At 61.7% G+C, this 24,184-nt stretch carries 8 protein-coding genes; 5 read left to right on the plus strand and 3 right to left on the minus strand.

Features of this window, described 5'->3' with window-relative positions; translation table 11 throughout:
* Positions 1–5: 5 nt before the first annotated feature.
* Positions 6–1,436: a hypothetical protein gene (locus AC1DBE_RS07220; protein ID WP_476970083.1), complete on the minus strand. Its 1,431-nt coding sequence runs from the start codon at positions 1,434–1,436 to the stop codon at positions 6–8.
* A gap of 288 nt (positions 1,437–1,724) precedes the next feature.
* Between AC1DBE_RS07220 and AC1DBE_RS07225 the strand changes: the two genes are divergently transcribed.
* From AC1DBE_RS07225 to AC1DBE_RS07245, 5 genes are read left to right on the plus strand one after another with little or no spacing between them, the layout of a single operon-like run.
* A complete protein-coding gene (locus AC1DBE_RS07225) occupies positions 1,725–4,586 on the plus strand; it encodes a helicase-related protein (RefSeq protein WP_476970084.1) in 2,862 nt (953 codons plus the stop codon).
* On the plus strand, positions 4,586–9,187 hold the full coding sequence (locus AC1DBE_RS07230) for a DNA methyltransferase (RefSeq protein WP_476970085.1): 4,602 nt from the start codon (positions 4,586–4,588) through the stop codon (positions 9,185–9,187). Before AC1DBE_RS07225 ends, AC1DBE_RS07230 begins: the two co-directional genes overlap by 1 nt.
* Positions 9,187–15,549, plus strand: a complete 6,363-nt coding sequence (locus AC1DBE_RS07235) for a DEAD/DEAH box helicase (RefSeq protein WP_476970086.1) — start codon at positions 9,187–9,189, stop codon at positions 15,547–15,549. The genes AC1DBE_RS07230 and AC1DBE_RS07235 overlap by 1 nt, the downstream gene beginning before the upstream one ends.
* 1 nt (position 15,550) lies before the next feature.
* Positions 15,551–17,815, plus strand: a complete 2,265-nt coding sequence (locus AC1DBE_RS07240) for a 3'-5' exonuclease (RefSeq protein WP_476970087.1) — start codon at positions 15,551–15,553, stop codon at positions 17,813–17,815.
* Positions 17,816–17,856: 41 nt separating this feature from the next.
* Positions 17,857–18,852: a protein NO VEIN domain-containing protein gene (locus AC1DBE_RS07245; RefSeq protein WP_476970088.1), complete on the plus strand. Its 996-nt coding sequence runs from the start codon at positions 17,857–17,859 to the stop codon at positions 18,850–18,852.
* Positions 18,853–18,895: 43 nt separating this feature from the next.
* Here the strand turns inward: AC1DBE_RS07245 and drmB are convergent, their stop codons facing one another.
* A complete protein-coding gene (gene drmB, locus AC1DBE_RS07250; protein WP_476970089.1) occupies positions 18,896–20,983 on the minus strand; it encodes a DrmB family protein in 2,088 nt (695 codons plus the stop codon).
* Positions 20,976–24,176, minus strand: coding sequence for a helicase-related protein (locus AC1DBE_RS07255; protein WP_476970090.1), 3,201 nt, complete (start codon positions 24,174–24,176; stop codon positions 20,976–20,978). Before AC1DBE_RS07255 ends, drmB begins: the two co-directional genes overlap by 8 nt.
* Between the last annotated feature and the right edge of the window lie 8 nt (positions 24,177–24,184).

Genomic DNA, 24,184 nt, shown 5'->3' on the forward strand with positions numbered 1-24,184 from the left:
GCACCCTAGGATTCCGCTTTGACCCAATGCAGGAAATCGGACCACATCGGGCAATCTTCTTCTCGCGCTCTGGGCGAATCAACGCGCTCGTAGTCCACGAGAAGCAGTCCTAGGTTTTCGCTAACCGGAACGACCGTGGTGTCCGCGTGATCTCGGTCGTCGCCTTCCCAACGGGGGAGGTGGTGGTCATAGCGTAGCTCTTCAATTTTCTGCCAGACCCACCCCGAATGGTCAGCAAAGTACTTCCAGCCGGCAGACGAATTACGTGAAGTGCCCCGGACCACATCATAAATAGGGAAGTCACCTTCGCGTTCTGCCTCTGTGTCCGTGATGACCCAAATCTTCGTCGACTGCAGATCCTCGGCCCAGTACTGACTCGCGTCGCGTGGGTTAGCGGCGAGGCTGAGGGCTGCCTCCGTCAGCTGGGGTATCTCTATAGGGATCGTGGACTTCCGACGGCGTTCCCGTTTGACTTCCACCCAGCGCTCACCGCGAGCAATCCACCTATGAAGATCATTTTGCACGTGCAATTGGCCTACGTCCTGTCCCTCCAACAGGTCGACGCCGGCCGTTGCATTGATCGCGTTGTACTTCGCGATCAGATCAAACGACCAGCGGCCGGTCGGTGCCTCGCGCAGGAGATTTTTGAGTAGCGGCAATAGGAGGGGAAGCTCCGTTCCCATGCCAAGAGCTTCGGCGAGGGATTCCTGCTCGCGGAGCGCGCTCTTGAAGTCAACAGCACTATTGTCGAGATTTTTCCTGCGAGCTTGTGCGTACTGTCGCCATGGACGCTCGAGCCCGGTTTGCCTTGTGATTGCTTCGATTTTGTCGCGCGCTGAGATGCGGCCCGCGAAATGCCAGCTGCCACCTGCGACACGCGTCCAGGCGGCGGTGTCGGTGATATAGCGGAGATGCCATTCCGATTCGCCGGGCTTACGTCGGGCCGTGAGCGTGGGGAACACCGCACAGAAATCACCTATATCGGGACCGTCTTCCGGCTGCGCTGTGGCGTTACCGTGGCTGTCCCACCAGCTGATCGCCGCGCCGCAAAGTTCGGCGGCGATCGAATTTCCAGCACCGCGGAGCTGGCCCAGGTTCCACCGCCCCCTCAAGTTCGCCCAGTCACTCGGGTGCTGGCTAAAACCGGCGGCATCTCCTTCAGGTGCTTCTGATATCGGGATCCACTTTCCGGCTCTTCTGTACTGTGCCGTCGGACTCCATCCTTCGTGCGTCCAGTGGTCAGGAGTGTCTCGAATCAAGTGCCGAATCCGCCCTTGCGAAGACCACGCATCGGCGAAAAACAGCGCGCCGAGTTCAGGCTTGTATAGCGCCTCGAGGAAACCGGTCGGACCTTCTAACTCAAAGGTGAGCTGTCCATGTACCGCGATCCGACGGGAGCTTAGCGGCGCGGGGCTGCCGTGATCGATTTCCGCCATAATGCCCTCTCGTTGCCTTCCAGAGGCTCGTTGCCGTCGAGTCCCTCCAGGTCAGACTGCTCTAGAGCCGCCCGGATGGCCTCGCTGCTCGTTCAGCGAAGTTAGACGTTCGGCCCAGCATAAAACCTCGCCTGGAATCTCGGTGGAGGAACCGCCGACCACGAAGGTCGCTCCTTCCATGGCGTAGCAGGACGATGAATTAGCGAATCATGTACATAATGGGTCCGGAGCTCTAGACGTCGGAGGGCTATAGCTCCGCTGGGGAAACACGAAACACAGGAGCAGGTCTTGACAGTTGCAGCCGAAAACCGGGAACTCAACGTTGCACCCGGTTCGGTGGTCCACGTCCGGGACGAGGAGTGGCTGGTCACCAGCCTGGAGAAGTCCGTCGACGGCACACTCGTAAGGGTCCAAGGCCTCAGCGAGCTGGTCAGGGACACCACCGCGGCCTTCTACTCCGCCCTGGACCACATCGAGGTCGTCGACCCGGCCAAGTCAAAAGTCGTGGCGGATGACACCCCGAACTACCGCAAGGCGCGCCTGTTCCTGGAGACCACGCTGCGCAAGACTCCCACGCCGCAGTCTGCAGAGCATCTCACCGTCTCCACACGCATGCTGTCGAGGAACCTGAAATACCAGCAAATCGCGGTCGCAAAAGCCCTGGACACCAAGAACCTCCGTCCCCGCATCCTCATCGCGGACGCCGTCGGCCTGGGCAAGACCCTCGAAATCGGCATGATCCTCAGTGAATTGGTCAAGCGCGGCCGCGGTGAGCGGATCCTCGTTGTCACGCCCCGCCACGTTCTTGAGCAGATGCAGCACGAACTCTGGTGCCGTTTCGCCCTGCCGTTCGTCCGGCTCGACTCCGCCGGGATCCAGAAGGTCCGCCAGAAGCTGCCAGCCACGCGCAACCCCTTCACGTTCTACAAGCGCGCCATCATCTCGATCGACACCTTGAAGAGTGCCCGCTACCGCGCGCACCTCGGCAAGCTCCACTGGGACGCCGTCGTCATCGATGAATCCCACAACCTCACCAACACCGGCACACTCAACAATGAACTCGCCCGTGTCCTCGCCCCCAACACGGAGGCCTTGATCCTCGCCTCGGCCACCCCCCACAACGGACGCAATGAGTCCTTCGCCGAGCTCCTCCGCCTCCTCGATCCCACGGTGGTCCGCCCCGATGGGACCTTTGATCCTAGGCAGGTGGAAAACCTCATCATCCGCCGGCACCGGCACAGCCCCGAAGTCGCCCAGGAAGTCGGCGCAGACTGGGCTGAGCGGGAGGAACCGGACAACCGGCTCGTCGCCGCCTCTGCCGCTGAGAACGCCATCGCCGAGGAGCTCTCGGACATCTGGCTCTACCCTGAAGGCCGTCCGTCTCCGTTTTCAGGTCAGAACGGGTCCCTGTTTGCCTGGAACCTCGCGAAAGCTTTCCTCTCCAGCCCCGCCGCGTTGCTGGAGACAGTAAAAGAGCGTCTGAAGAAGCTCGACGCCGATGCCCCCACCGAGGCCAGGGAGACGGAGGCGCTGGGTCGCCTCGAGCAGCTTGCGCAGAGCGCCAACACCGGGGAGTCAGCCAAGTACAACGAACTCGTCAGCTACCTGAAGAAGATCGGCGTCGGCAAGGGCTCCCCAATACGGGCCGTCGTGTTCGCCGAACGTGTCGCCACGCTCAAGTGGCTGCAGGAGGCACTGCCCAAAGCCCTGGGCCTCAAGCCGGAAAATGTGGACATCCTCCATGGCGGCCGAAGCGATATCGAGCAGCAGAGCATCGTGGACCAGTTCAAGCGCGGCAACAGCCCGCTGCGGGTACTCGTCACCGGAGACGTAGCCTCCGAGGGCGTCAACCTGCACTCCGAGTGTCATCACCTCATCCATTTTGATATCCCGTGGAGCCTCATTCGGATCGAGCAGCGCAACGGCCGCATCGACCGCTTCGGACAGCGCCACAAGCCGCAGATCACCACCCTTCTGCTGAACCCAAACAACACGCGTTTCTCCGGCGATATCAAGGTCCTCACCCGTCTCATGGAGCGGGAACACGAGGCACACGCCGTGCTGAACGACGTGGCTTCCCTCATGGGAAAGTACAGTGCCAAACAGGAGGAGGCCGCCATCCTGGACGTGCTCCTCGGCAAGGCAAACTTCGAAGACACCGTTGGAGAACCGGACCCGGACCCGGAGTCGGGCGACGTCTGGGACTTCCTCGACTTCGATGCGCTCCAGCAGGACGGACCAACGGATGAGATACCCGTGGAGAAGCCCCTGGGGCTCTACGCCACTGACCTGGACTTCTTGGACGAAGCCCTGAACGAGGCCTTCGGCGAACCCCAGAAGACGCTCGGCTGGACCGTCCATCCTGGCCACGGTCTTGCCGAGCTGAACCCGCCAGCCGACCTCCAGCACCGCCTGGGATACCTTCCCCAGGACTATCTCTCGGAGCGCAACGTTACCGAGCGCCTGAAGCTTGCCACCACGGTGGAAGCCGGCACCCGGGAGCTGGATCGTGCCCGCGAGTCGGATGACATGAGCTGGCCCGAAGCCCACTTCCTCGGTCCGCTCCACCCGGTCCTGGACTGGGCCAGCGACCGCGCCCTGGCGTCGATGTCCCGCAGTGAAGTGCTCGCCGTCCGCGGCGACGTCGATGCCCCACAGGTTCTCCTTATGGGAACCCTGATGAACCGCCGCGGGCAGGTCGTGTCGAAGGCCTTCATTGCAGTCGACTTCCCTGACCCAAGTAACCCCAGCTTCTGCATAGACCAGCCGATAGAGGATCTGGGTGACCACCTGGCAGCCGTCGGCGTCCACAACAAGGCAACCAACCCCGGCCCTGTCAGGCTGGACGGACTCCAGGCCCTTCTCCCGCAAGCGGTGGAGAACGCCAGGCAGACCATGCAGCTGACCTTCCAGTCCGCGGGTACGGCGGCCGAGCAGCGCCTTCAGGCCTGGACGGACCGCGCCGCGGGCTGGACCCAGCTGTCCTTCGAGCTGACGCAGCGGGCTGAGGTCAAGAAGCAGCGCGAGCGCGTGACCGAGGAGCAACTCATCGCCGAGTCCCTGGCACCGGCCCAGCGACTGGTCCGTCCGCTGCTAGTCGTCGTTCCCCGCAACACCCCTACCGCCGTACCGGAAGGTGCTGACCAGTAATGCCGTCCTTTGATTCGATCGTTGTCGGTGAAGACTGGATCAGCGAACACTTCTTCACCACAGACTCCACCAAAGAGTCGTTCCAAGCGGACGTCATCAAACTCCGCAAGTCCTGGGACGAGCAGGCCAAAGAGGGCCACCCCACCACACTGACCCGCTTCTCTGAGGTCCGCGGCCACTTGCAGATCCTGCTCGCCGGGCTGGCTGAGGATCCCGTCGGCGCGCCCGAGGCATATGCTCTCCTGCGCAGCGCGCTCGGCTTCAAAGGAACGACGGCGGCAGTCACCTTCGAGCGCAGCGGCACCGAAACGCTGGTCCCCGGAGTCTGGAAGACAGACGACTCCGAAGTTCTATTCCTCGAGGCCGGGCCAGCCGACGCGGCCGAAGATGTCCTGTCCGCCGTCAAACCGCTCGGCCGCGTACTGGTCGACGGCAAGGAAACACCGTCCCTGACCGTCGCCAAGGTCATCTCCGAGATCTACCTCGCCGAGCGGGCGCCGAAGTATGTAGTCATCATGGCCGGGCGCTGGCTGGTGCTGACTGAACAGGAACGATGGGCCGAAGGTCGGTATCTCGCCGCTGACGTCCTCCTGGTGGCGGATCGCAACGATGCGAAGAAACACGCGGAAACCGACCGTTTCCTGGCCATCTTCGGCCGCGATTCGCTCATGCCATCTCCCGACGGGGCCATCTGGTGGGACGACATCTTGGCGGCGTCTGTAAAACACACTGTTGGTGTCTCCCAGGATCTGCGTGAGGGCATACGGAGGTCAATCGAAATCATCGCCAACGACGTCCTTAGGAGGCGCGCCTCGCAGGGTCTGCCGGTGGACGATGTCGACGGTCAGGTCCTGGCGAGCCAGTCTTTGCGCTTCCTTTACCGCATCCTGTTCCTGCTGTACGCGGAGGCTTCCCCGGAAATGGGTGTGCTCCCCATCGGGGCCGGCGAATACAACGAGGGCTACGGGCTGGACCGGCTCCGGGAGCTGACACTCGTCAACATTCAGTCCCAGGAATCGCAGCGCGGCACGCATATTTACGAATCGCTGGAGCGGCTGTTCCGGCTTGTCGACGGTGGCCACAAGCCCCGGCACGTACCGTCGGCCGCGGAAGACCCGCCCGGGGATAACGAAGGTCTCGTCTTCCAGCCGCTTAAGGCCGACCTCTTCCAGAAGACAGCTACCTCCCTTATTAATGACGCCAAGCTGAGCAACTCCGAGCTTCAACGCGTGCTGCAGCACCTGCTGCTTAGCAAGGAATCCCGCGGCAAGGACCGCGGGTTTATTTCCTACGCCGAGCTAGGTATCAACCAGCTGGGCGCGGTTTACGAAGGCCTGATGTCTTACACTGGCTTCATCGCCGCGGAGCCACTGTATGAAGTTGCGAAGGACGGCAACCCGGAGAAGGGCTCGTGGGTGGTACCGGTGGACCGTTCCGAGTCCATCGACGCCAAGCACTTCGTCCGGTATGAGGACGAGCGGACGGGGGAGAAGAAGCTCGTGCTCCACGAGGCCGGCTCATTCGTCTTCCGTCTGGCGGGCAGGGAACGGCAACAATCGGCTTCCTTCTATACCCCCGAGGTTCTGACCAAATTCGTCGTCTCGCAGGCCCTCGAGGAACTGCTGGACCAGGATGACAGCATTACTCCTGCGGACGACATTTTGAAGCTCACGGTGTGTGAGCCGGCACTCGGCTCGGGGGCATTCGCCATCGAGGCAGTGCGCCAGCTCGCCGATGAATATCTGAAGCGCAAGCAGAAGGAACTCGACTGCCAGATTCCTGCAGATGAGTACCCCAAGGAACTACAGAAAGTTAAAGCCCAGATCGCCCTGCATCAGGTCCATGGAGTTGACTTGAACTCAACGGCGGTGGAGCTCGCCGAAGTGTCGCTGTGGCTGGACACCATGGTCAAGGACCTGCAGGCCCCCTGGTTCGGACTGCGGCTCCGGCGCGGAAATTCGCTGATCGGTTCGCGGAGGGCAATGTATTCACGTCAGTCGATAAACGACCAGACCTGGCTGAAATCAGAGGCCGCCGAAGCGCCGCTCACAGGCCTCGTCGGTGCAATGAAGGACGACACTGATGACCCGAACGCCGTCGGTCGGATTCACCACTTCCTCTTGCCGGCGGACGGCTGGGGTGCGGCCGCGGACGCCAAGGAAGTGAAAGAGCTGGCGGGTGACGCACAAAAAGAGCTGAAGGCATGGCGCACCAAGGTCAAGGCAAAGCCGAGCAAGACGCAGCTCGATCGCCTCGTCGCCTTGGCCGGCCGAGTGGAGTCGCTGTGGAAGTTGACGCTGCGTCGCCTGCAGGTGGCCGAGGCCGAGGCGCGACGGGAGATCGACTACTTCGGCAAGTCCACCGTGGCGGTCGATGGCACGAGCACGGGGCTTGGGACTGTCGGAACCCCTGCCGTCACGCGCGAACAGATAGAGCAGTCGCTAAACGATGAAGACGGCTCTTATCGGCGTCTGCGGCGGGTCATGGACGCCTGGAATGCCCTTTGGTTCTGGCCGTTGACGGAACGCGCGACTGGAGGAGTGCGGCCGCCATCACTCGAGGACTGGATCTCCGCACTCGAAGGTATCCTCGGAATCGAGGCATCCGTGGGCAAGACCTCGCGGAAGTATGGCCTGATCCAGGGCCAGACCTCGGTACTCTCTATGGCGTCATGGGGCGAGCTGGAAGGCATTGAGTCCTTCGACCTCAGCATGGCGCAGGTCAAGTTAGTGGAGATCGTCAAGAAAGAGTCTCCGTGGCTCGAGGTGTGTGAGCGTATCGCCGCTGAGCAAGGCTTTTTTCACTGGGAACTTGACTTTGCCACAGTCCTCGGTCGTGGTGGTTTTGATTTGCAGATTGGAAATCCTCCGTGGGTGAGACCTGAATGGGACGAAGTCGCCACCTATTCCGAGTTCGATCCGTTGTGGCAGCTTGGTGCCGCGCTATCGCCCAGTGAGCTCGAATTGCATCGAGCTGCCGCCCGCCAAGATCTCGACCACAGGAATTTCATGCAAGAACAGGCTCGAGATGTGACATCTATGCGAGCCTTCCTCACGGATGTATCAGTTTATCCGTTTACTGGTAACCTTCGTCCAGATTTGCACAGGTCCTTTATCGAGAAAACCTGGAAGATTCAGAGCCCAACGGGTGTTGTGGGGCTAATCCATCCCGAAGCGCACTTCACCGATGAGAAGACGTCATTTTTGCGAAGCCAATGTTATTTGCGTTTACGGCGTCATTGGTCCTTTATCAATGAACTAAAATTGTTTGAAATCCAGGACCAAAAACGATTTGGAGTGCATGTCTACGGGCACAAAAGCGAGGCGGTGCGGTTCATATCGGCTTCCGGAATCTATCACCCGGATACTATCTCGAGGTCACTTGTGCATTCGGGTGCCGGCGACGAACCGGGCTTTAAAGACGACAGCGGTGCCTGGGATCAGCGTCCGCACCGATCCCGCATTATTCAAGTGGACACCACCACGCTTCAGTCTTGGCACGACATTCTGGAGGACAATTCAGTTCCCGTCACACAAACCAGAATGATCTACGCGATCAACAGCGCCACGGAGGCAGTGCTGGAGAAAGTTGCCGCAGCCGAGCGCCTTGGAGCGCTTAAGTTGTTCTTCTCCGGTGGCTGGAATGAGACGACCGACAAGAAAAAGGGTCTGTTTAGGGTCCAGTGGGGACCGGCCTCCTCATGGGACGACGTGATACTTCAAGGGCCTCACATTTTCGTCTCAGCGCCGATGTACAAGGCGCCCAACCCCACAATGCTGCACCAGCAGGACTGGACTAAAACGAACTTCGAAACTCTTGACCCAGACGCGATGCCGATCACGAGCTTCGCCCCTAGTGAAGACCGAGCAGCATATGACGCCGCCTACACGCACTGGGGACCTCGCAAGGAGCGGCCTGCCCGTTCCTTCTTCCGGATGGCCTGGCGGAGCATGGCGGCGAATACTGGGGAGAGAACGCTGATACCAGCAATTATTCCGCCCGGCGCGGCGCATGTTGGTACCGTCCGGTCCGTAGGCGTTACCAACGGATCCCTAGAGGATCTGGCGTTGATGACAGCGTTTAGTTCATCTCTGATTGCTGACCTTGCTGTACGATCCGTGCCAAAAAACCACATCCTAGAAAGCACGATCGCTCGCCTTCCTATCGTAAGAAGCCACGCACTTCGTTCGAATGTGATGGTTCGAGTCCTCAGGCTCAACTGCGTCACGAGCGCGTACGCCCCGCTGTGGAAAGAGTGCTTTAGCCCACGATTCCGCTCCGATCGATGGTCAAGTGAAACGAACTATCTATTGGGTGAGGGCATAGGTGACGTAGGGCCCAGCTGGACGTCTGCGACGCCTTTACGAACGGCCGCTTCTCGGCGTCAGGCGCTACTTGAAATCGATGTTCTCGTGGCATTAATGCTTGGGGTTTCAATCGACGAACTTTGCACGGTATACAGGACGCAATTTTCGGTCCTTTACGGATATGACCGAAAAGCGGCATTATCTTTCGCTGACGGCTTTGGCCGATCCCAGAGGGAAATTGATATGCGCAAGGCGTACGTACACTTCTTGAGCATGCTCGGGGAGGACAGCTAATGTCGGAACTCTTGCCCACCAGCCAAGCCGGTGACCTCCGCCGAGGCCTCTCGGACTACTTGGCCACGACATTTGCACTCACTGACGGCAACGCCCAGTCCGCCATCAAGGACTTCCTCGCTGACCCCGAGAACGGTCTCTTCAAGGGCTCCTATGTCAGACTGCGGCTGCCCTTCGAGACGGCCGAGCCGGGCTGGAACGACTGCCTGGATTGGTATGAGGGTTTCGAGCCCTACGGCCACCAGGCTCGCGCGTTTCAGCGGTTGAGCAGCAAGACCGTCAACAGCAATGGTGGCAGGGCCAGGCGGCGCCCGCAGCCCACGTTGGTTACGACAGGGACCGGCTCGGGCAAGACCGAGGCGTTCCTCTACCCCATCTTGGATCACGTTTTGCGGGCCAAACGTGACGGTGTGACCGGCATGAAAGCGCTCATTCTTTACCCGATGAACGCCCTCGCGAACGACCAAGCCAAGCGCCTGGCGGAGATGCTGACCACCTATTCCGAACTCTCCGGGATCAGCGCCGGCATATACACCGGGCAGCAAGACACCAGCCGTACCAAGGTCTCCAGGGATGGCCTCATCAACGACCGTCAGGTCTTCCGAGAAGATCCGCCGGACATCCTGCTGACCAACTACAAAATGCTGGATATGCTCTTGCTCCGACAAGAGGATGCGCCCCTCTGGCAGAAGTCCGCGACCAGTCTGCAGTATGTGGTGCTGGATGAATTCCACACGTACGACGGCGCCCAAGGCACCGACGTCGCCATGCTGCTGCGGCGGCTCGGGCTGTCGCTTAAGAGCTACTGGCCCGGAGACCTCGCAGATCATCCGCAGGGGCTGACGGGGGAGGACCGCGCCCGCCCGCTCGGCCGGGTAACTCCCATCGCCACCTCCGCCACCCTCGGCAGCAAGGGCGACCCCGACGCCATGCTCCGCTTCGCCGAGACTGTCTTTGGCGAAGCATTCCCGCCAGAAGCGGTTGTCACCGAGTCCCGGCTGAGCCCGGAGGACTGGTCAGCGCTCGGCTCACGAGTTGCCGAGCCGAGGGATCTTCACACCGTCGAGAGATCTATCTCCAAAACGAACAAAGCAGTAGCGGCACTTCGTGATGCGGGTGCCAGCTCGGAAGCGGTCGTTGGACCCGTCATTGAAGCGCTCTTCGAGCAGCGACCTGCGGATTTGTTGGACGCGATGCGTACGCATCCGCTCACCTCAGCCCTCCTCGACCACGCAACAGTCGCCGTCGAGCTCGCCAAACTGTCACAGACAATCTTCCCGGCGCATTCCCTGCCGGAGGGTGTCACCGCCGCGGATGCCGAAGAATTCCTGTCCCATGTCCTTGCACTGCTGAGCCACATCCGTGCCCGCCAGGGCCGCGCAGCCCTGACCGTGGAAACGCACCTGTGGATCCGCGAGATGTCCCGGGTGGATGCCGCCGTGGACACTGTGCCTCGGTTCCGCTGGTCCGATGACGGTATCGACCAGTCGAACGACATCTTCCTGCCTGCGGTCTATTGTCGGCATTGCGGCCGGTCCGGCTGGGGCGCCGTCCTGGCACCGACCGGCATGGACCTGGAGCTGGACGACTCCAAAATCCGCGAGGCCCGCCTGGCGAACAACCCGCGCTTCCGAACCCTGATCTCTGCCGCCGCCGAGGCGGACATCATCGAGTTCCATCAGGATGGCGCGGAGCAGGTCCAGGGACTGCACTGGCTGCATACGGTCAACCGGGGCCTGTCCAAAACGCCTCCCGCTGCGGACAGCGCTGATCTGGCCGAGGGCCGCGTCATTCCGGTGCTGATGCTCACCGGACAGGATGCGGACGATCAGTCCAAACGGGACGTGTGCCCGTCGTGCCTCGCCAAAGAGGGCATCGCCTTCATGGGCAGTGCCATTGCCACGATGCTTTCGGTGAGCATCTCCAACCTCTTCGGGGCCGAGGGCCTGGACGAGGGCGAGAAGAAGGCTCTGGTCTTCACCGACAGCGTTCAGGACGCCGCCCACCGGGCGGGCTACGTCCAATCCCGCTCCCACACCATGACGCTCCGCACTGCGCTGAGGCGCGCACTGGGGGAGCAGACTGCCACGCTGTCTGAAGTTGTTGACGCCGCCATCGCCGGGGCGAAGACGCCCGCGGACCGCTATCAGCTGGTGACGCCGGAGTATGTGGACCGTCAGAGTTTCCGTCCGTTCTGGGATCCGAAGGCCACGCCACCTGAGCAGGCTCGCGGGCGCCGATTCGCCAGGCGCCGTTTGCAGTTCGATGCCCTCCTGGAGCTCGGTCTGCAATCCCGCACCGGCCGGACCTTGGAACTCACCGGTTCTCTCGTCATCGAGACGGACGCGGGCAGCGCCACGCGAATGCTCGCCGTCGCCCGCAAAGCCTACGATTCGGCCCAGCACCAGACGATGGTGGTTGACACCGCGCCTAGCGAGCAGCAGCTGCTGCAGTGGATCCGCGGCACCGTTGAGCGCGTCCGCCTCCAGGGCGGCATCTATCACGAATGGCTCAAGGGCTACATCGCTACGGACGGCAAACGTTGGCAGATCTGGGGCGGCCGGCCCAAGGGCGAGGGCATGCCGGCTTTCCCCGCTGGTCGTCCGGCGCCCGCGTTCCCAAGAATCGGCAGTGCGGCCGCGGCCACCGATAACCTCGACTCCGTCACGCCATCGACGTCCTGGTACTCCCGGTGGACGGCACGCTGCCTCGGCGTTGCCCCGTCGGACAGCGGCTACCTGTCCAAGGCACTGATGACCGCGTTGGCCGAAGACGGCGTGCTCGGCAAGAGCAGCACAAACTCAGGAGCAGACGTCTACTGGCTGGGCCCGGAGAAGATCATGCTCACGGCGCCCGCCGTCGACGACCTCGAATCCGGACGCCACGTTTTGGCCTGCAAGGTCTGCAAGGCCGTGACGCCCGGAAGCCGGACCGTCATCGATCAACTGGATGGCGCACCGTGCACCTTGGTTCGGTGCAGCGGGAGGCTGGAACGCCAGGCAGGGGATCCCCGGAACTTTTACCGGGACCTCTACTTCTCGCGGGAAAGCAAGCGCGTGGTCGCCCGGGAGCACACCTCCCTGCTGGACGACAAGACCCGAATCCGGTACGAAACCCAGTTCAAGTCCGGCTCCGACAATCCGCAGGCGCCCAACGTTCTGGTCGCCACGCCCACCCTGGAGATGGGCATCGACATCGGCGACCTGTCCTGCGTCATGCTCGCCTCGCTGCCTACCTCCGTGGCGTCCTACCTGCAGCGGGTGGGCCGCGCCGGCCGCCTGACCGGCAACGCGCTGGTCCTCGCGTTCGTGCGGGGCCGCGGCGAACACCTGCCCAAACTTCACGACCCCCTCTCGGTCATCAATGGTGAGGTCCGTCCGCCCGCAACTTATTTGGATGCAGAAGAAATCCTGGGACGCCAGTTTGTCGCGCATGTGGCAGACCGGTTCGCCCGGACGGTTGGCCGCCCACACCCCCGTGACGCAGTCCAGGCACTCGGTAGCGTCGCGCCGGGGTCGTTCATCGGGGACCTGATCCAGGACGCCACGGAGAATGCCAAGGTCTACCTGCCCGAATTCTTTGGCCAGTTCGGTGAACGGATCTCGGATGGAAGCCGCGAGCGGCTGATTGCCTGGGCATCCGAGCACGACGACGGCGAGCCCAGCGGTCTGGCACGGCACCTCATCCGCGCGGCGGCGGAGTGGAAGGCCGACATCGACGAACTCGAGGGCCGGCGTAAGGAAATCGACAAAGCCCTGCCGGAGCTCGAAGCCGCGGCGAAAGAAGCGGAACGCCTGGAGGACAAGTCCTCTGACGCAGTCCAGGCCCTCCGCACAGCCAAAGCGACACTCCGCATGATCGGAGACCAGCTAAAGCAGCTCCGCGGCGACTACTGGATCTCTGTGCTGGAGGCCTACGGCGTCCTGCCGAACTACACCCTGCTGGACGATTCCGTCAGCCTGGATGTGGGGTTGTCCTGGAAGGACGCCGACACTCAGGAGTTCGTCACGGACACCGTGACCTACAACCGCGGTGCCTCGATAGCTCTCAGCGAGTTCGCCCCTGGCGCCACCTTCTATGCCCAGGGCATGGAAATACTCATCGACGCAGTGGACCTTGGGCCGCAGCAAAGCCACGTCCAGAAGTGGCAGGTGTGCCCCCAGTGCGGCTGGATCAAGACCGACGTCAGCACCAGCGCCCCTGTGGCGAGCTGCGTGCGGTGCGGGACGGCGGCAATCGCCGACATGGGCCAGATCCTCGACGTCGTGGTCATGAAAAAGGTCTCCGCCGAAGTGCGGCGGGACGAGGCGGCCATCAACGACCGCCGCGACAACCGGGTCCGCGAACGGTTCACAATCGTGGCCGCGGCAGACATCGACCAGCAGCACCTGCAAAAGCGCTGGTTCGTGGAAGGCTACGACTTCGGCGCAGAGTACTTCAACCGGGTGGACATCCGGTGGATCAACACCGGCCGGACCGCCTCGAACGGCGGCGCGCGGGTCATCGCCGGCGACGACGTACGGACTCCGATGTTTCGGCTGTGCTCCTACTGCGGCCAGCTGGACCAGTCTGCCAAGGAGAACCGTCCGAGCGAGCACCGCTTTTGGTGCAAGTTCCGGAAGGAGCTCCAGGAGAACATTAAGGAAGTTGTCCTGGCTCGTGAGCTCAGTACACAGGGTGTGGTTATCCACCTACCGCTGGACGTGACCTACGGCGACGACTTCTCGGTGCCGAGTCTCCAGGCGGCACTGCTCATGGGTCTGCAGAAAGTGCTGGGGGGAGCCCCCGACCACCTCGGTGTGCTGCGGATTAACGATCCGGCACATGGCGGCGGCCGGATCGCCCTCATGCTCCACGACAAGGTGCCCGGAGGGACGGGTTACCTGGCCGAGTTCGCCAATCCGGAACGTGTGTGGGAGCTGCTGTACGCTGCCTGGGAGACCGTGCGCGATTGTGGGTGCCGGTTTGAGGAGCGGCTTGCCTGCCATCATTGCCTCCTGCCCCACGCCGAGCCGTGGCAAGTCGACAAGGTGGCCAGGGCCAGTGCGGAACGCCTGCTTGGGCTCCTACTGCGCGCCGGTCAGCAGGCAGCGGACGCCGACACTCCGCCGTCCTACGCAGGCTGGACGGTGACAGAAGAAGCGCCGAGCGCCGAAACGTCGATCGAATCGCTACTGGAAAAGCGGTTCCGCAAGGCCTGGATGGACCGGCTCAAGGCAGTCGGGGCGCACACCAAAGTCACGCCGGGAGCGCTTGCGGACACCATCACGTTCCGCATCCCCGGACAGAATTTCCAATGGCAACTCCTGCCCCAGGTCGACGTTGCCGGTACGCGCCCTGATTTCCTGCTGAAGGGACCGCCGGACCCCAACTTTCCTGTGCTGGCGATTTACACGGACGGGTTCGCCTTCCACGCGTCGCCGGAGCACAACCGAATCGCGGACGACGCCGAGAAGCGTGACAAGCTCCGGCACACGTCAGAGCTGTCCTCGGCCGTGTTGCCATGGGCACTGACGTGGCAGGACGTGGATGCGTTTGAGGCCGGGCCTTCGGTGCCGGCGGTGCTGCCGTCGTGGGCGAACGTCAAACTGAACGCGCAGCTGATGGCGAAGTACCCGGTGGATGCGTCCATCATGGGCTTGCTTGGCCGGGATGCTATGACGATGCTCTGGCAATGGGTCAACAAGCCCGAACCCGAAGCTTGGACCAAGTTCTCCGAGCTGGTGCCGCTCATGTTGATGCAGAAGAACCCCCAGGCAGCCGACGCGGACGCCGTGTACGGGGATGCTGTGGCCTTGGCCCGCGGCGACGAGCCGGCACCAGCGTCGGGTTGGACGCGCAGGCTGGGAAGCGTTGGCTTTGCCGCGGCGGGTTCCCCCAACAGTCTGTCCACGATCGCCGTCGGCCTCTGCCTCGATGACCGCACTGACGCACTGAACTCGACCTCGCACGAGGCCTCCTGGCGCGAATGGCTGCGGCTGTCAAACCTTTTGGCGTTCAAGCCGATCGGTTTGACCATCGGGTCGGTCGCCTCGGGTGTGAGCACGGGTACCTCGGTGGCGGCGGAGGCCGCGCGCCAGGAGATGGCCGATGGCGTGAGCCCAGCCTGGAGCCAGCTCCTGGAGCAGGCGAGCGAATTCGAAAAGACTCTGCTGCTCCAGCTCGCCGATTCGGGTCTCGAGGTCCTGCCGGAGCTCGGACATGAAGTGGACGGAGTGCCAATCTCAATCGCCTGGCCGGACTACCGGGTAGGGGTTGTGTTCGACGGCGACGGGCACGCGGAACTTGAAGCTGCGGGCTGGACAACGGTGGGAATTGACGTGGATGAAATACGCGAACTGCTCAAGATGAAGGGAGCTTGATATGGCGCTGGTGACATGGATCAAGCAGAAGGACAAGATCGACGGCACGATGAAGGCCAAGGTCTATTCCTTCTTCGAGAAACTCCAGAAGGACGACACTGCCTCCGGGCTCCACATCGAACCCATGCATACGCCCGCGGACCCTCGCGTGCGGACGGGCCGAATCGACCTCAACTACCGGGCCGTGCTCTTCAAGGTCGCATTCGAAAACATCCCGCACTACTTCTACTACGGTGCGTGGCCCCACGATCAGGCTATCGAGATCGCCCGGTCAAGCGTGCTGCAGGTCAACTCCGTCAACGGCGTGCTCGAGGTCTTGCGGGAGTCAGCGCCCGACACCGCAGCAACACCCCCGCCTAAGACTTTCATCGATGAGCCCGTTGAGGAGGTCGAGGCGGAGACTCCTGCGCAGGAAGCTGAGTCCGAGCAGTCAGAGCCATGGACGAATCCACTTTCGGCGTGCGGAATGGACCAGGCTGGGCTGGTCTTGTCACTGGGTCTCGCTGCTGATCTCGTCGGTAGGGCGTTTGCTGCATCGTCCGACGAGGAGCTTCTCGACGTCCTTACAGACGCCCCTGAGTGGCAGGCTACGGCGTTGCTCGAGCTCGCTGCTGGTACGTCCGTGGCGGACGTTCAGGAGAAGCTTGCCCTGAACCGCTACGTCGATGACCCGGAAGAGTCCGAAGAGGAGAAGATCAAGCGGGCGTTGGAGCACCCGGCCACGAAGATGCAGTTCACCTTCGTAGGCGACGACTCCGAAGAGCTGAAAAAGGTTATCGAAGGTGGCGACTTCGACTCCTGGCGCACGTTCCTTCACCCTGAACAGCGTGTATACGCCGAACGGCGCTACAACGGATCCTTTCGCTTGTCCGGAGGCGCTGGCACCGGTAAGACTGTTGTACTGCTGCACCGTGCCAGGATGCTGTCCCAGGCTGAGCCTGCGGCAAGTGTCGTCCTAACAACGTTCACGACGACCCTTGCCGACTCGCTAGAAGCTGGCCTGTCCAAGCTCGACGCCGACCTTCCTCGCGCGTCGAAGCCGGGGGCAGCCGGGATCTATGTGGCTGGCGTCGATTCACTCGTTCACAAAGTCTTCCACGCCGCGTCTGAAGCGGATCAGCGGCAGTCGATGAAGCAGCTCTTCGGTCTTGAGGCAGCTGCGCCGGGAAAGATTTTGGAGGCTGACCATGCCCGCCAACAATGGGAATCCGCGCTTTCCGACGTCGAACATGATCTGGAGCTTGAGCTGGCCAACCCCACATTCATGCAGCAGGAATACGAAACCGTTGTGCTACCGAACTTCATTAGTAGCAAGGACGAGTATCTAAAGGTTCCCCGCGCTGGCCGTGGCACCGCGCTGAATCGAGCTAAGCGGCTCGCAGTCTGGAAAGTCGTCGAGAATTATCGGTACTACAACCGGATTGAAATGCACGCGTCCTTTGTTGAGATGGCGCACCTCGCAGCGTTGATCCTGCGTCAACGCAGCCAGAACGGCGTGCCGCGGTTGGCGGACCATGTCCTCATCGACGAAGCGCAGGACTTGCATGCAGGTCATTGGATTTTCCTTCGGGAACTTGTCCAGCAAGGCCCGGACGATCTTTTCATCGCCGAGGATTCGCATCAGCGGATCTACGGGCAAAAGGTTCCCCTGTCCCGATTCGGGATTGGGATCGTTGGGCGATCGCGACGTCTAACGCTCAACTACCGCACCACGCAGCAGAACTTGGCATACGCCGTCGGTCTTTTGAGGGGCGTTCCGGTCACTGATATTGAAGGTGACGCGGAGTCCGTTAACGGGTACACGTCGTCGCGGGTTGGGCCCAAGCCGCAGGAGCACGCGGCTACCTCTTACGTGGAGGAGCTGGACAACCTCGCCAGTACGTTGCGGGCTTGGCAGGACGAAGAGGTACCCCTGGAAACTGTGGGCATTCTGGTTCGAGCCAACTTCCAGGTTGGGAAGGTCATTAGTGGACTCAACGAACGCGGGATGGAGGCGCGTATTGCAGGGCCGGCCGTGGCAACAGGCGTTCCTTCCGTGATGACCATGCACAGATCGAAGGGTATGGAATTCACGCGGGTTGTCCTCTTCGGCATGTCAGATCAGTCAATGCCGGCCGCCTATCAGCTGAAGAATCTGGCGGCGGCTGAGCAGGCGGATGCTCTCCTGCGCGAGCGGTCGCTTCTGTACGTTGCGGCGACCCGAGCACGGGACGGACTCGTCGTGTCGTGGAGCGGTAAACCGTCGGAGCTGCTTGGTACAAAGTAGTTTCAGTACTTACGGAAAAGCAGAATCTGGTTGGGGGAGTAATGACGGTCAGCACGACGGCTAAGAAAGCGCGCTGGTGGGACGGCGACGCGACGCAGCGCTATTGGATGGAATTGGTCAATGTCGACACTTGGGGGAGCGAGCTGATCGCACCAGATACCCCGCGATACGACCTAATGCGCGACGTTCGAATCGGAGATGTCGTTCTCCATTGGGTGGGAAAGAACAACCCTATGGGGTTCAAATCCGGCATGTACGGGGCGTCGATCGTGGCTGGGGAACTCCAGCCACGGGCCGGGGACTGGTTCGGCAAGCCCGCTAACACCATCCCTCTGACAAAGTACGTCGCATTACCCCGACCGTACCTGCTGACCGATCTGCGCGCCGACCATCAGGCCGACATTCTCGGCATCAAGGGCGAACTCGAGCAGGAATTTGCCGACGATGGCGGATTCACTATGTACTTCCCCTTCCAGAAGCACCCGACCAGCGGCCTGAAGCCCAACCAGGGGTATCTGTTCAAGCTTCCGGCGGAAGTTCTCCAGGCTGCCCCTGACTTGCTGCCGGACAGCGACTGGGGCGGTTTCGATCGGCCGCTTGTTGCGCCGCCCGTCAGCGGGCAAAACGGCGTGAGACAGCGCTACGCGGGCTTTTGTGCTGACCCGGTGCTGAAGAAGGCCATCGAGATGCAGGCCGTTCGCCAGGCGATGACCCACTACGAGGCCGCTGGTTACAGGGTGGAGGATGTCGGGGCGTATCGGTCATACGATCTTGAAGCAGTGCGTGGTGACGAGGTCCGGCACGTGGAGGTCAAGGGCTCCCAGGGCTACGTACAGAAGGTGATCCTCACCCGCAATGAGGTAACCCATGCTAACGAGTTCGGCCGTACGGATCTGGTGGTCGTGGCGGAGATCCAGTGGGAGAGACACCTAGACGGATCTATCGCCACCGACGATGGGACGATGAGCGTCTACCCCGATTGGCGGCCCTCGCCGGAGAACCTGAAGCCGCTTAGCTATGAGTACTTCCTGGACTAAGACGGGGAATTGTGGGGGTCGGAGGTCCGACCCCCACGGGCCCTCAGTAAGCCTTCTCCGCCAGCTTGTCGGCCAGATCGCCAGGGGAGAAGTCACTGGTGTGGTAGATCGTCCAGCCCTCCTCAGCCAGCCAGTCGTCCCGTTCCTCGTCCCTGTCCTCCAGGACGGCGACGCGCGCGCCAGCCCAGGAGAGATCAATCTGCCACCGGTTATCGGGCCCGATATCAGCGCCCCAATCGCCGGGCTCGACGTCGGCCTCAACAAGCTCGGAAATCAGCTCTCGCAGGCTTGGGCCAGACTCAGCAAAGATAGTGAGCCACGGGCTCTGACGGACACTTTCAGGGACGTCGTCGGCCACAGTGCGGGCCTGACCACTTGCCCCAGTGGCTGGCGACTGAATGGGATTCAGCTCAGCCCAGTCTCTGAACCCGAGCCCGATCTGCCCATGCACCCCAAACAGAGTCCCTCGATCGAGATTCGAATTGAACAGTTCGCAACTTGTCTCGGGCACCAGGACGCAGCAGTGGCAAGCGGCAAGATTGCGCGCATCGGTGCCCGAGCCGCGGGACTCAATGCAGACGGGGTCCGCGGAACACCACGATGTCCTGAACAGGCCTTCGTCGAGGGCGGCGCCCAGGCGACCCGGACCTGCCTGGGCCGCGATCCCGCCCAGGCTTCCGGCGGAGTCTGAAGACGCCGTGTACAACAGCACACCGACCTGATCCTGTCCGACGTAGAGGCGCTCCCGGATGGAGGATGCTGGATATCCTGCGTCCAACGAAAGCTGGTCGATGACGATGTGGGAGAGCGTGTGAATCAGGGTTTCCACGATGCCTACCGGAACCGGATCTTGGCCACGTTGTTCGGCTGCCCGTTTGGCATTGTACCGGAGTGTCTTCTCCCTGCCCGCTGCGAAGTCTGTTTCCGCCCATGCCTCGACCTGTTGCCGGTCGAGTGCGATGAACAACCCCTCACCCAGGGTTTCAATAGCGGGCAGCCAGTCTTGACGGTTGTCGTCAGGAAACAGCGGAGAAGGCTTGGCCTCGGGGTTGTCTTCGCTGCGAGGGTGCAACCGGCTGAAGCCATACAGCGCCCGGACCTCCCGGAGGCGCGTGACCTTTCGAGTGGCCTTGATCCAGTGGTTATGCGACGCGGGCACAGCGACTTTCTCGGCCACAAAGTCTGTGTCCGGGCTGTCGCGGCGGCCGTTCATCAGCGCCATGAATTCCTGCTCGCGCAGCTGGTCCTCGGACAGCTCGATCTCGTCACTTCCGTGGAACTGGCGCTTTATTTCTGCACGGAGCTCGTCGACGGAAAAACGGCCGTCAAAGCTCTCTACGATTCCTTCAAGCACCCAGGTGGAGCCGGGCTCCAGCGCCTGTGGTTTGCTGAGCTGTGAAGTGTTGGCCGTGACAACCTTGGACAGAAACTCGGAATAGGGCGGAATGGAGATTGCGGAACGAACTACGGGAAACCAGACGTTGGACGCGCCTCGTTGGACAGTCTTGGGCGGTTTCCCGCACTCCCGCTCCCGGTAACCCCAACCAAGCCATGGGCGGTTGCCCTGGCACTTCATTTCCTTGAGCGCGATCGAGTTGAATGCATCCGCCATTGTCCGAGATTTGCCGCATGAGCAGCGCACAACCATGTCGGCAAGCGAGGATGTGCGGCCCTCGGAGGCGAGACTAAGCAGGTGGTCGGCGTCGTCGTTCGGTGTGTAGCCGTGGACCCAGTATGCGTAGGGGAAATCATCGATGTGCCCGTCTTCGCAAGCGATGACAAAACGGGATGGCGTCAGCGGTGCCAGTGACTTGCAAAGACCGCACTTGGGATCCTCATATGAGGCCTGCAGCTGTTTGACTGTGCCGATTCGATCGCAGTTAGGGCAGACAAGCATCTGAGGGAAGCGCACGACCGGAATTTTGCCCCGGGCGCCGGCCGGTGGCAGTAGCAGCTGGGAAACATGCAGACTGCGGGCCAGACGAGGTTCGCTGACCGGCTTGAGATGCTTCTTGTCCCATTGGTCGATGCTCGTGATCATGAAGCTGTTGTTTTCCGCGGGGAAGAGGCTTCCCACTCCGAACGTGGAGATCAGCTGGCTGCGCCGGGCGGCGTATGTCTTCTTAGCCAAGGGAGGCGTCCTTCCTTAGTGGGGCGGGGCGGAGGGTAGTTTCGGCGTCTACATCGCGCATGCTCCGTGGCGTAGGCCATGGGATGGTGCTCGTGCTGTAGACGAAGTCAGGGTCCTCGAGGGCCTTGCTTGAATCAATAAGTAGTGCTTGCGGGGATTTTTTCGTTGCCTGGTACGGCAAGTCAGCGTCGGCAAGAGCAGCCTTCCGCCAGATGTTTAAGAGCCGCTCCAGCTCTTCCCGCGTTGCCTCGGCTTCCTCCGGATCGATGGCTTCCACCCTGCTGCCGATAAGGGACATGATCTGATCGACGACATGGGACTCAACTCTTACCTGGCCAGCGACTCCACGGAGTTCCGGGACAAGCATCCGCAGCGCCGAAACCAATGTGGCGTGAAGACCGCGGTCGCGGGACCGGGCTGCGAAGGGCGTGGCGCTGGTGGCTTCCACAGCCCGGTAGAGAGCCCCGTGGAAGTCGTTGAAAGACTCGTAGTGCGATCGGTCCCGAGTCCTGGCTGCGTTGAAGATTGTTACGACCAGACCTGGGTGCTGCCGTCCGACGCGGCTGGTTGCTTGGATGTACTCTGCGCTGGATTGCGGTTGGCCCATGACGGCCATGAGGCCCAACCGGTCCACGTCGAGGCCGACCGAGATCATATTGGTGGCAAGCACCACGTCCTCTGGCGTGAGTCCGCTCATCAAACTCTTCTCAAGGGACTTCAGCGCTTCGGGGATTTTGTGGTTTTCGACCCGACTAGTCAATTCGCTGAGCTGGATGGTTCGAGATGAGGTGCGTCCCTCGCGTTTTGCCAGCAGGGACAGCCGAGCGCGAACGTCGTCATAGACCTGAAGATAAGCCGAGCCCAGAACACGGAGGCTGTTGAAGTAACCCACGAGCGTCCAGTACGGGTCGCGGTCCGTTTCCTCTGCGGTATCGATGACTGTGGCCGAGTGGAGCAGCGAGGCGTACGTGCGGACCATCAACGTTGCGTGACTGGTCCCCGAGGCCAGGACGCCGACGTACTGCCGAGTGCCGTATTCGTCTGATGGTGCCTTTTCCGCGAAGAACGAGTCGTCCGGGTCGAGCCCGGGTGGTGGGAAAAGGCTTGATCCTCGATTGAAGACGGAGCGGATCTGCTGTTCTGCTCTACGGATGGTTGCCGTAGAGGCAATGATCTTTGGCTTACGATGAGCCGAACCACCGGTGCGATTTATCCCGCTTGCCGCCAGATCGACTGCGGTCTCGAAGAGTCCAACGGTGGAGCCTAGCGGACCGGAAATCAGGTGGAGCTCATCCTGAATGATTAGGTCCGGGCCAAGCTCGGATGCCGAGTTGCGTCCAAAGAGCGTCGAGACTTCACCCCTCCACGACATGCCGGCAAACTTGTCCACCGTCCCGATCACGAGCTCGGGCCGCTCCCGGTAGACATCTGTGTCGATGATGTGAACCGGCAGACCGTCCACGAACTGGCACTTCTTGTTGGCGCAGCTCACGATCATGCGTTCATAGGGGACCTTAACAATTCGGTAATCATCGACCGTGAGCCGAGTCCCGCACCAGGGGCAAGCTTCGATCTGTCGAGGATTTCCCTCAACTACGTCTTCATTTCTCCGCAGCTTGGCGAGATTCGTTTTTGCTGTACCAATGTCGTTGGGCGTTGCGCCCCCACCGACCCAGAGTCCGATGCCGAAGGGCTCATTCCCGATGCGTCCTTCGTTCTGCTGTCGAACGGATTCTAGTGAACAGATAAGCATGGCTGCGCGCTCGAACTGCTGGATGGTCAAGAGCCGAAGGGTGTAGCGCATGATCACGGCGACGCCGCGTACGGTGGTGTCGCGCAGACGACGCAGCAGGAGAAGGTATGCGATCAAGCCAAGATACGCTTCGGTCTTGCCTCCACCGGTAGGGAACCACAACAAGTCAGCAATGTCGCGCTCAGGATGCTGATCATTCGTGACGGATGGCAAGTTGATGAGGATGAATGCAATCTGGAAGGGACGCCACGCCTGCTCGCCAAGTGCAAACTCGCCCTGCGCGCCCTTGCGGACCCAGTCCTGGCGTGACCGCTGCATGTGCATCGCCTTGTTGGCCAGCTGGAATGCCTCGAAGGCATCGTCGTCGGTCGCCAGAAGACTGATGCCGGCGGCGATTCTCTTGTGCGCTTCAGCGGCCCGATTCATGTGGTCAGTAGCAACGCCGTGTAGGTGCTCAGGGACATGGGATGGCCCGTCGGCGGTCATTGAGCCCGTGGTGGCATCGATCCACGACGAGTAGTCCTCAGCCAGCTGGGCTAGCTGAGTCACGACTTCCTCCCGAGTCGCGGAACTCAGGAGCGAAAGTGACAGGTTCGCGTCGCTGCCGCCTGCCATGGAACGGTGGACGTCTTGCCGGGGGACAAAGGTCGTGGCAACGCGTTGGCAGAGCCGATTCTCGACGTCGGCGTCCTCAACCTCAACCGCACAGCCGTGACCGGCGCCGAAAATCATGTGGTTTCGGTAGAGCAACTCTGAGGAAGCCAGGTCCGGGTCCGTGGGGAGGTCCTTGCGAAGCTTGGAACGATCAACCAACGCGGGCTGCTCGGTGCGGACGGTCAGACCTGCCTGGAACCAGCAGGCCACATCTTTGTCCTCGGAAGCACCCGGCTTCGGCTGGGTGTTGCGGAGAACGACGGTCACCGTAACAACGTTGTCCTCCGCGGGCCGGACCAAGGCATACAGTTCGAGCGCGCCCCCCTCCAGTAAATGGTGCTGAGGACCGGGCGAATCGAGCTCAACGTCGACTGGACTCAAGTCGGCTGCCTGCCGCTGCCAGTCATACACGTCACGCTTTTTGCTTCCGCTCTGGCGGTCGGTCTGCACGGGTGAATACCGGGCCGCGGACGGTGAAACCTGAAGCGAGGACGATAGCCGGGTGTCGACGGAGACCGTCATACCTACGCTGCTCGGGTAGGTCAGGCGTGCGTTCGCCACGGGACTGTCGACCGAGGCTTCACCGGACACGGCGGACACAGATTCAGGCTCGTCCGGAGCCTCAACATAGCTTTCGTCGGCCGCGGGCCACAACACCCCGGTGACGTACCGCTCGAGAGGCCGCTCGGTGATCAGTTCGTCCGGAGCCGCCGGACCGTACAAATCGGTAACCAGACGGTCCACCATTTCGCGTCGAAATGCGTATTTGGCGTTCAATACTGACAATGAATTCT

This window comes from Arthrobacter sp. 10T416 (genome assembly GCF_056394165.1).

Excerpts from the sequence above, each read along its gene's own strand:
- AC1DBE_RS07220 (WP_476970083.1), bottom strand. The coding sequence starts at position 1,436 with ATGGCGGAAATCGATCACGGCAGCCCCGCGCCGCTAAGCTCCCGTCGG.
- AC1DBE_RS07230 (WP_476970085.1), top strand. The coding sequence starts at position 4,586 with ATGCCGTCCTTTGATTCGATCGTTGTCGGTGAAGACTGGATCAGCGAA.
- AC1DBE_RS07235 (WP_476970086.1), top strand. The coding sequence starts at position 9,187 with ATGTCGGAACTCTTGCCCACCAGCCAAGCCGGTGACCTCCGCCGAGGC.
- AC1DBE_RS07240 (WP_476970087.1), top strand. The coding sequence starts at position 15,551 with ATGGCGCTGGTGACATGGATCAAGCAGAAGGACAAGATCGACGGCACG.
- AC1DBE_RS07245 (WP_476970088.1), top strand. The coding sequence starts at position 17,857 with ATGACGGTCAGCACGACGGCTAAGAAAGCGCGCTGGTGGGACGGCGAC.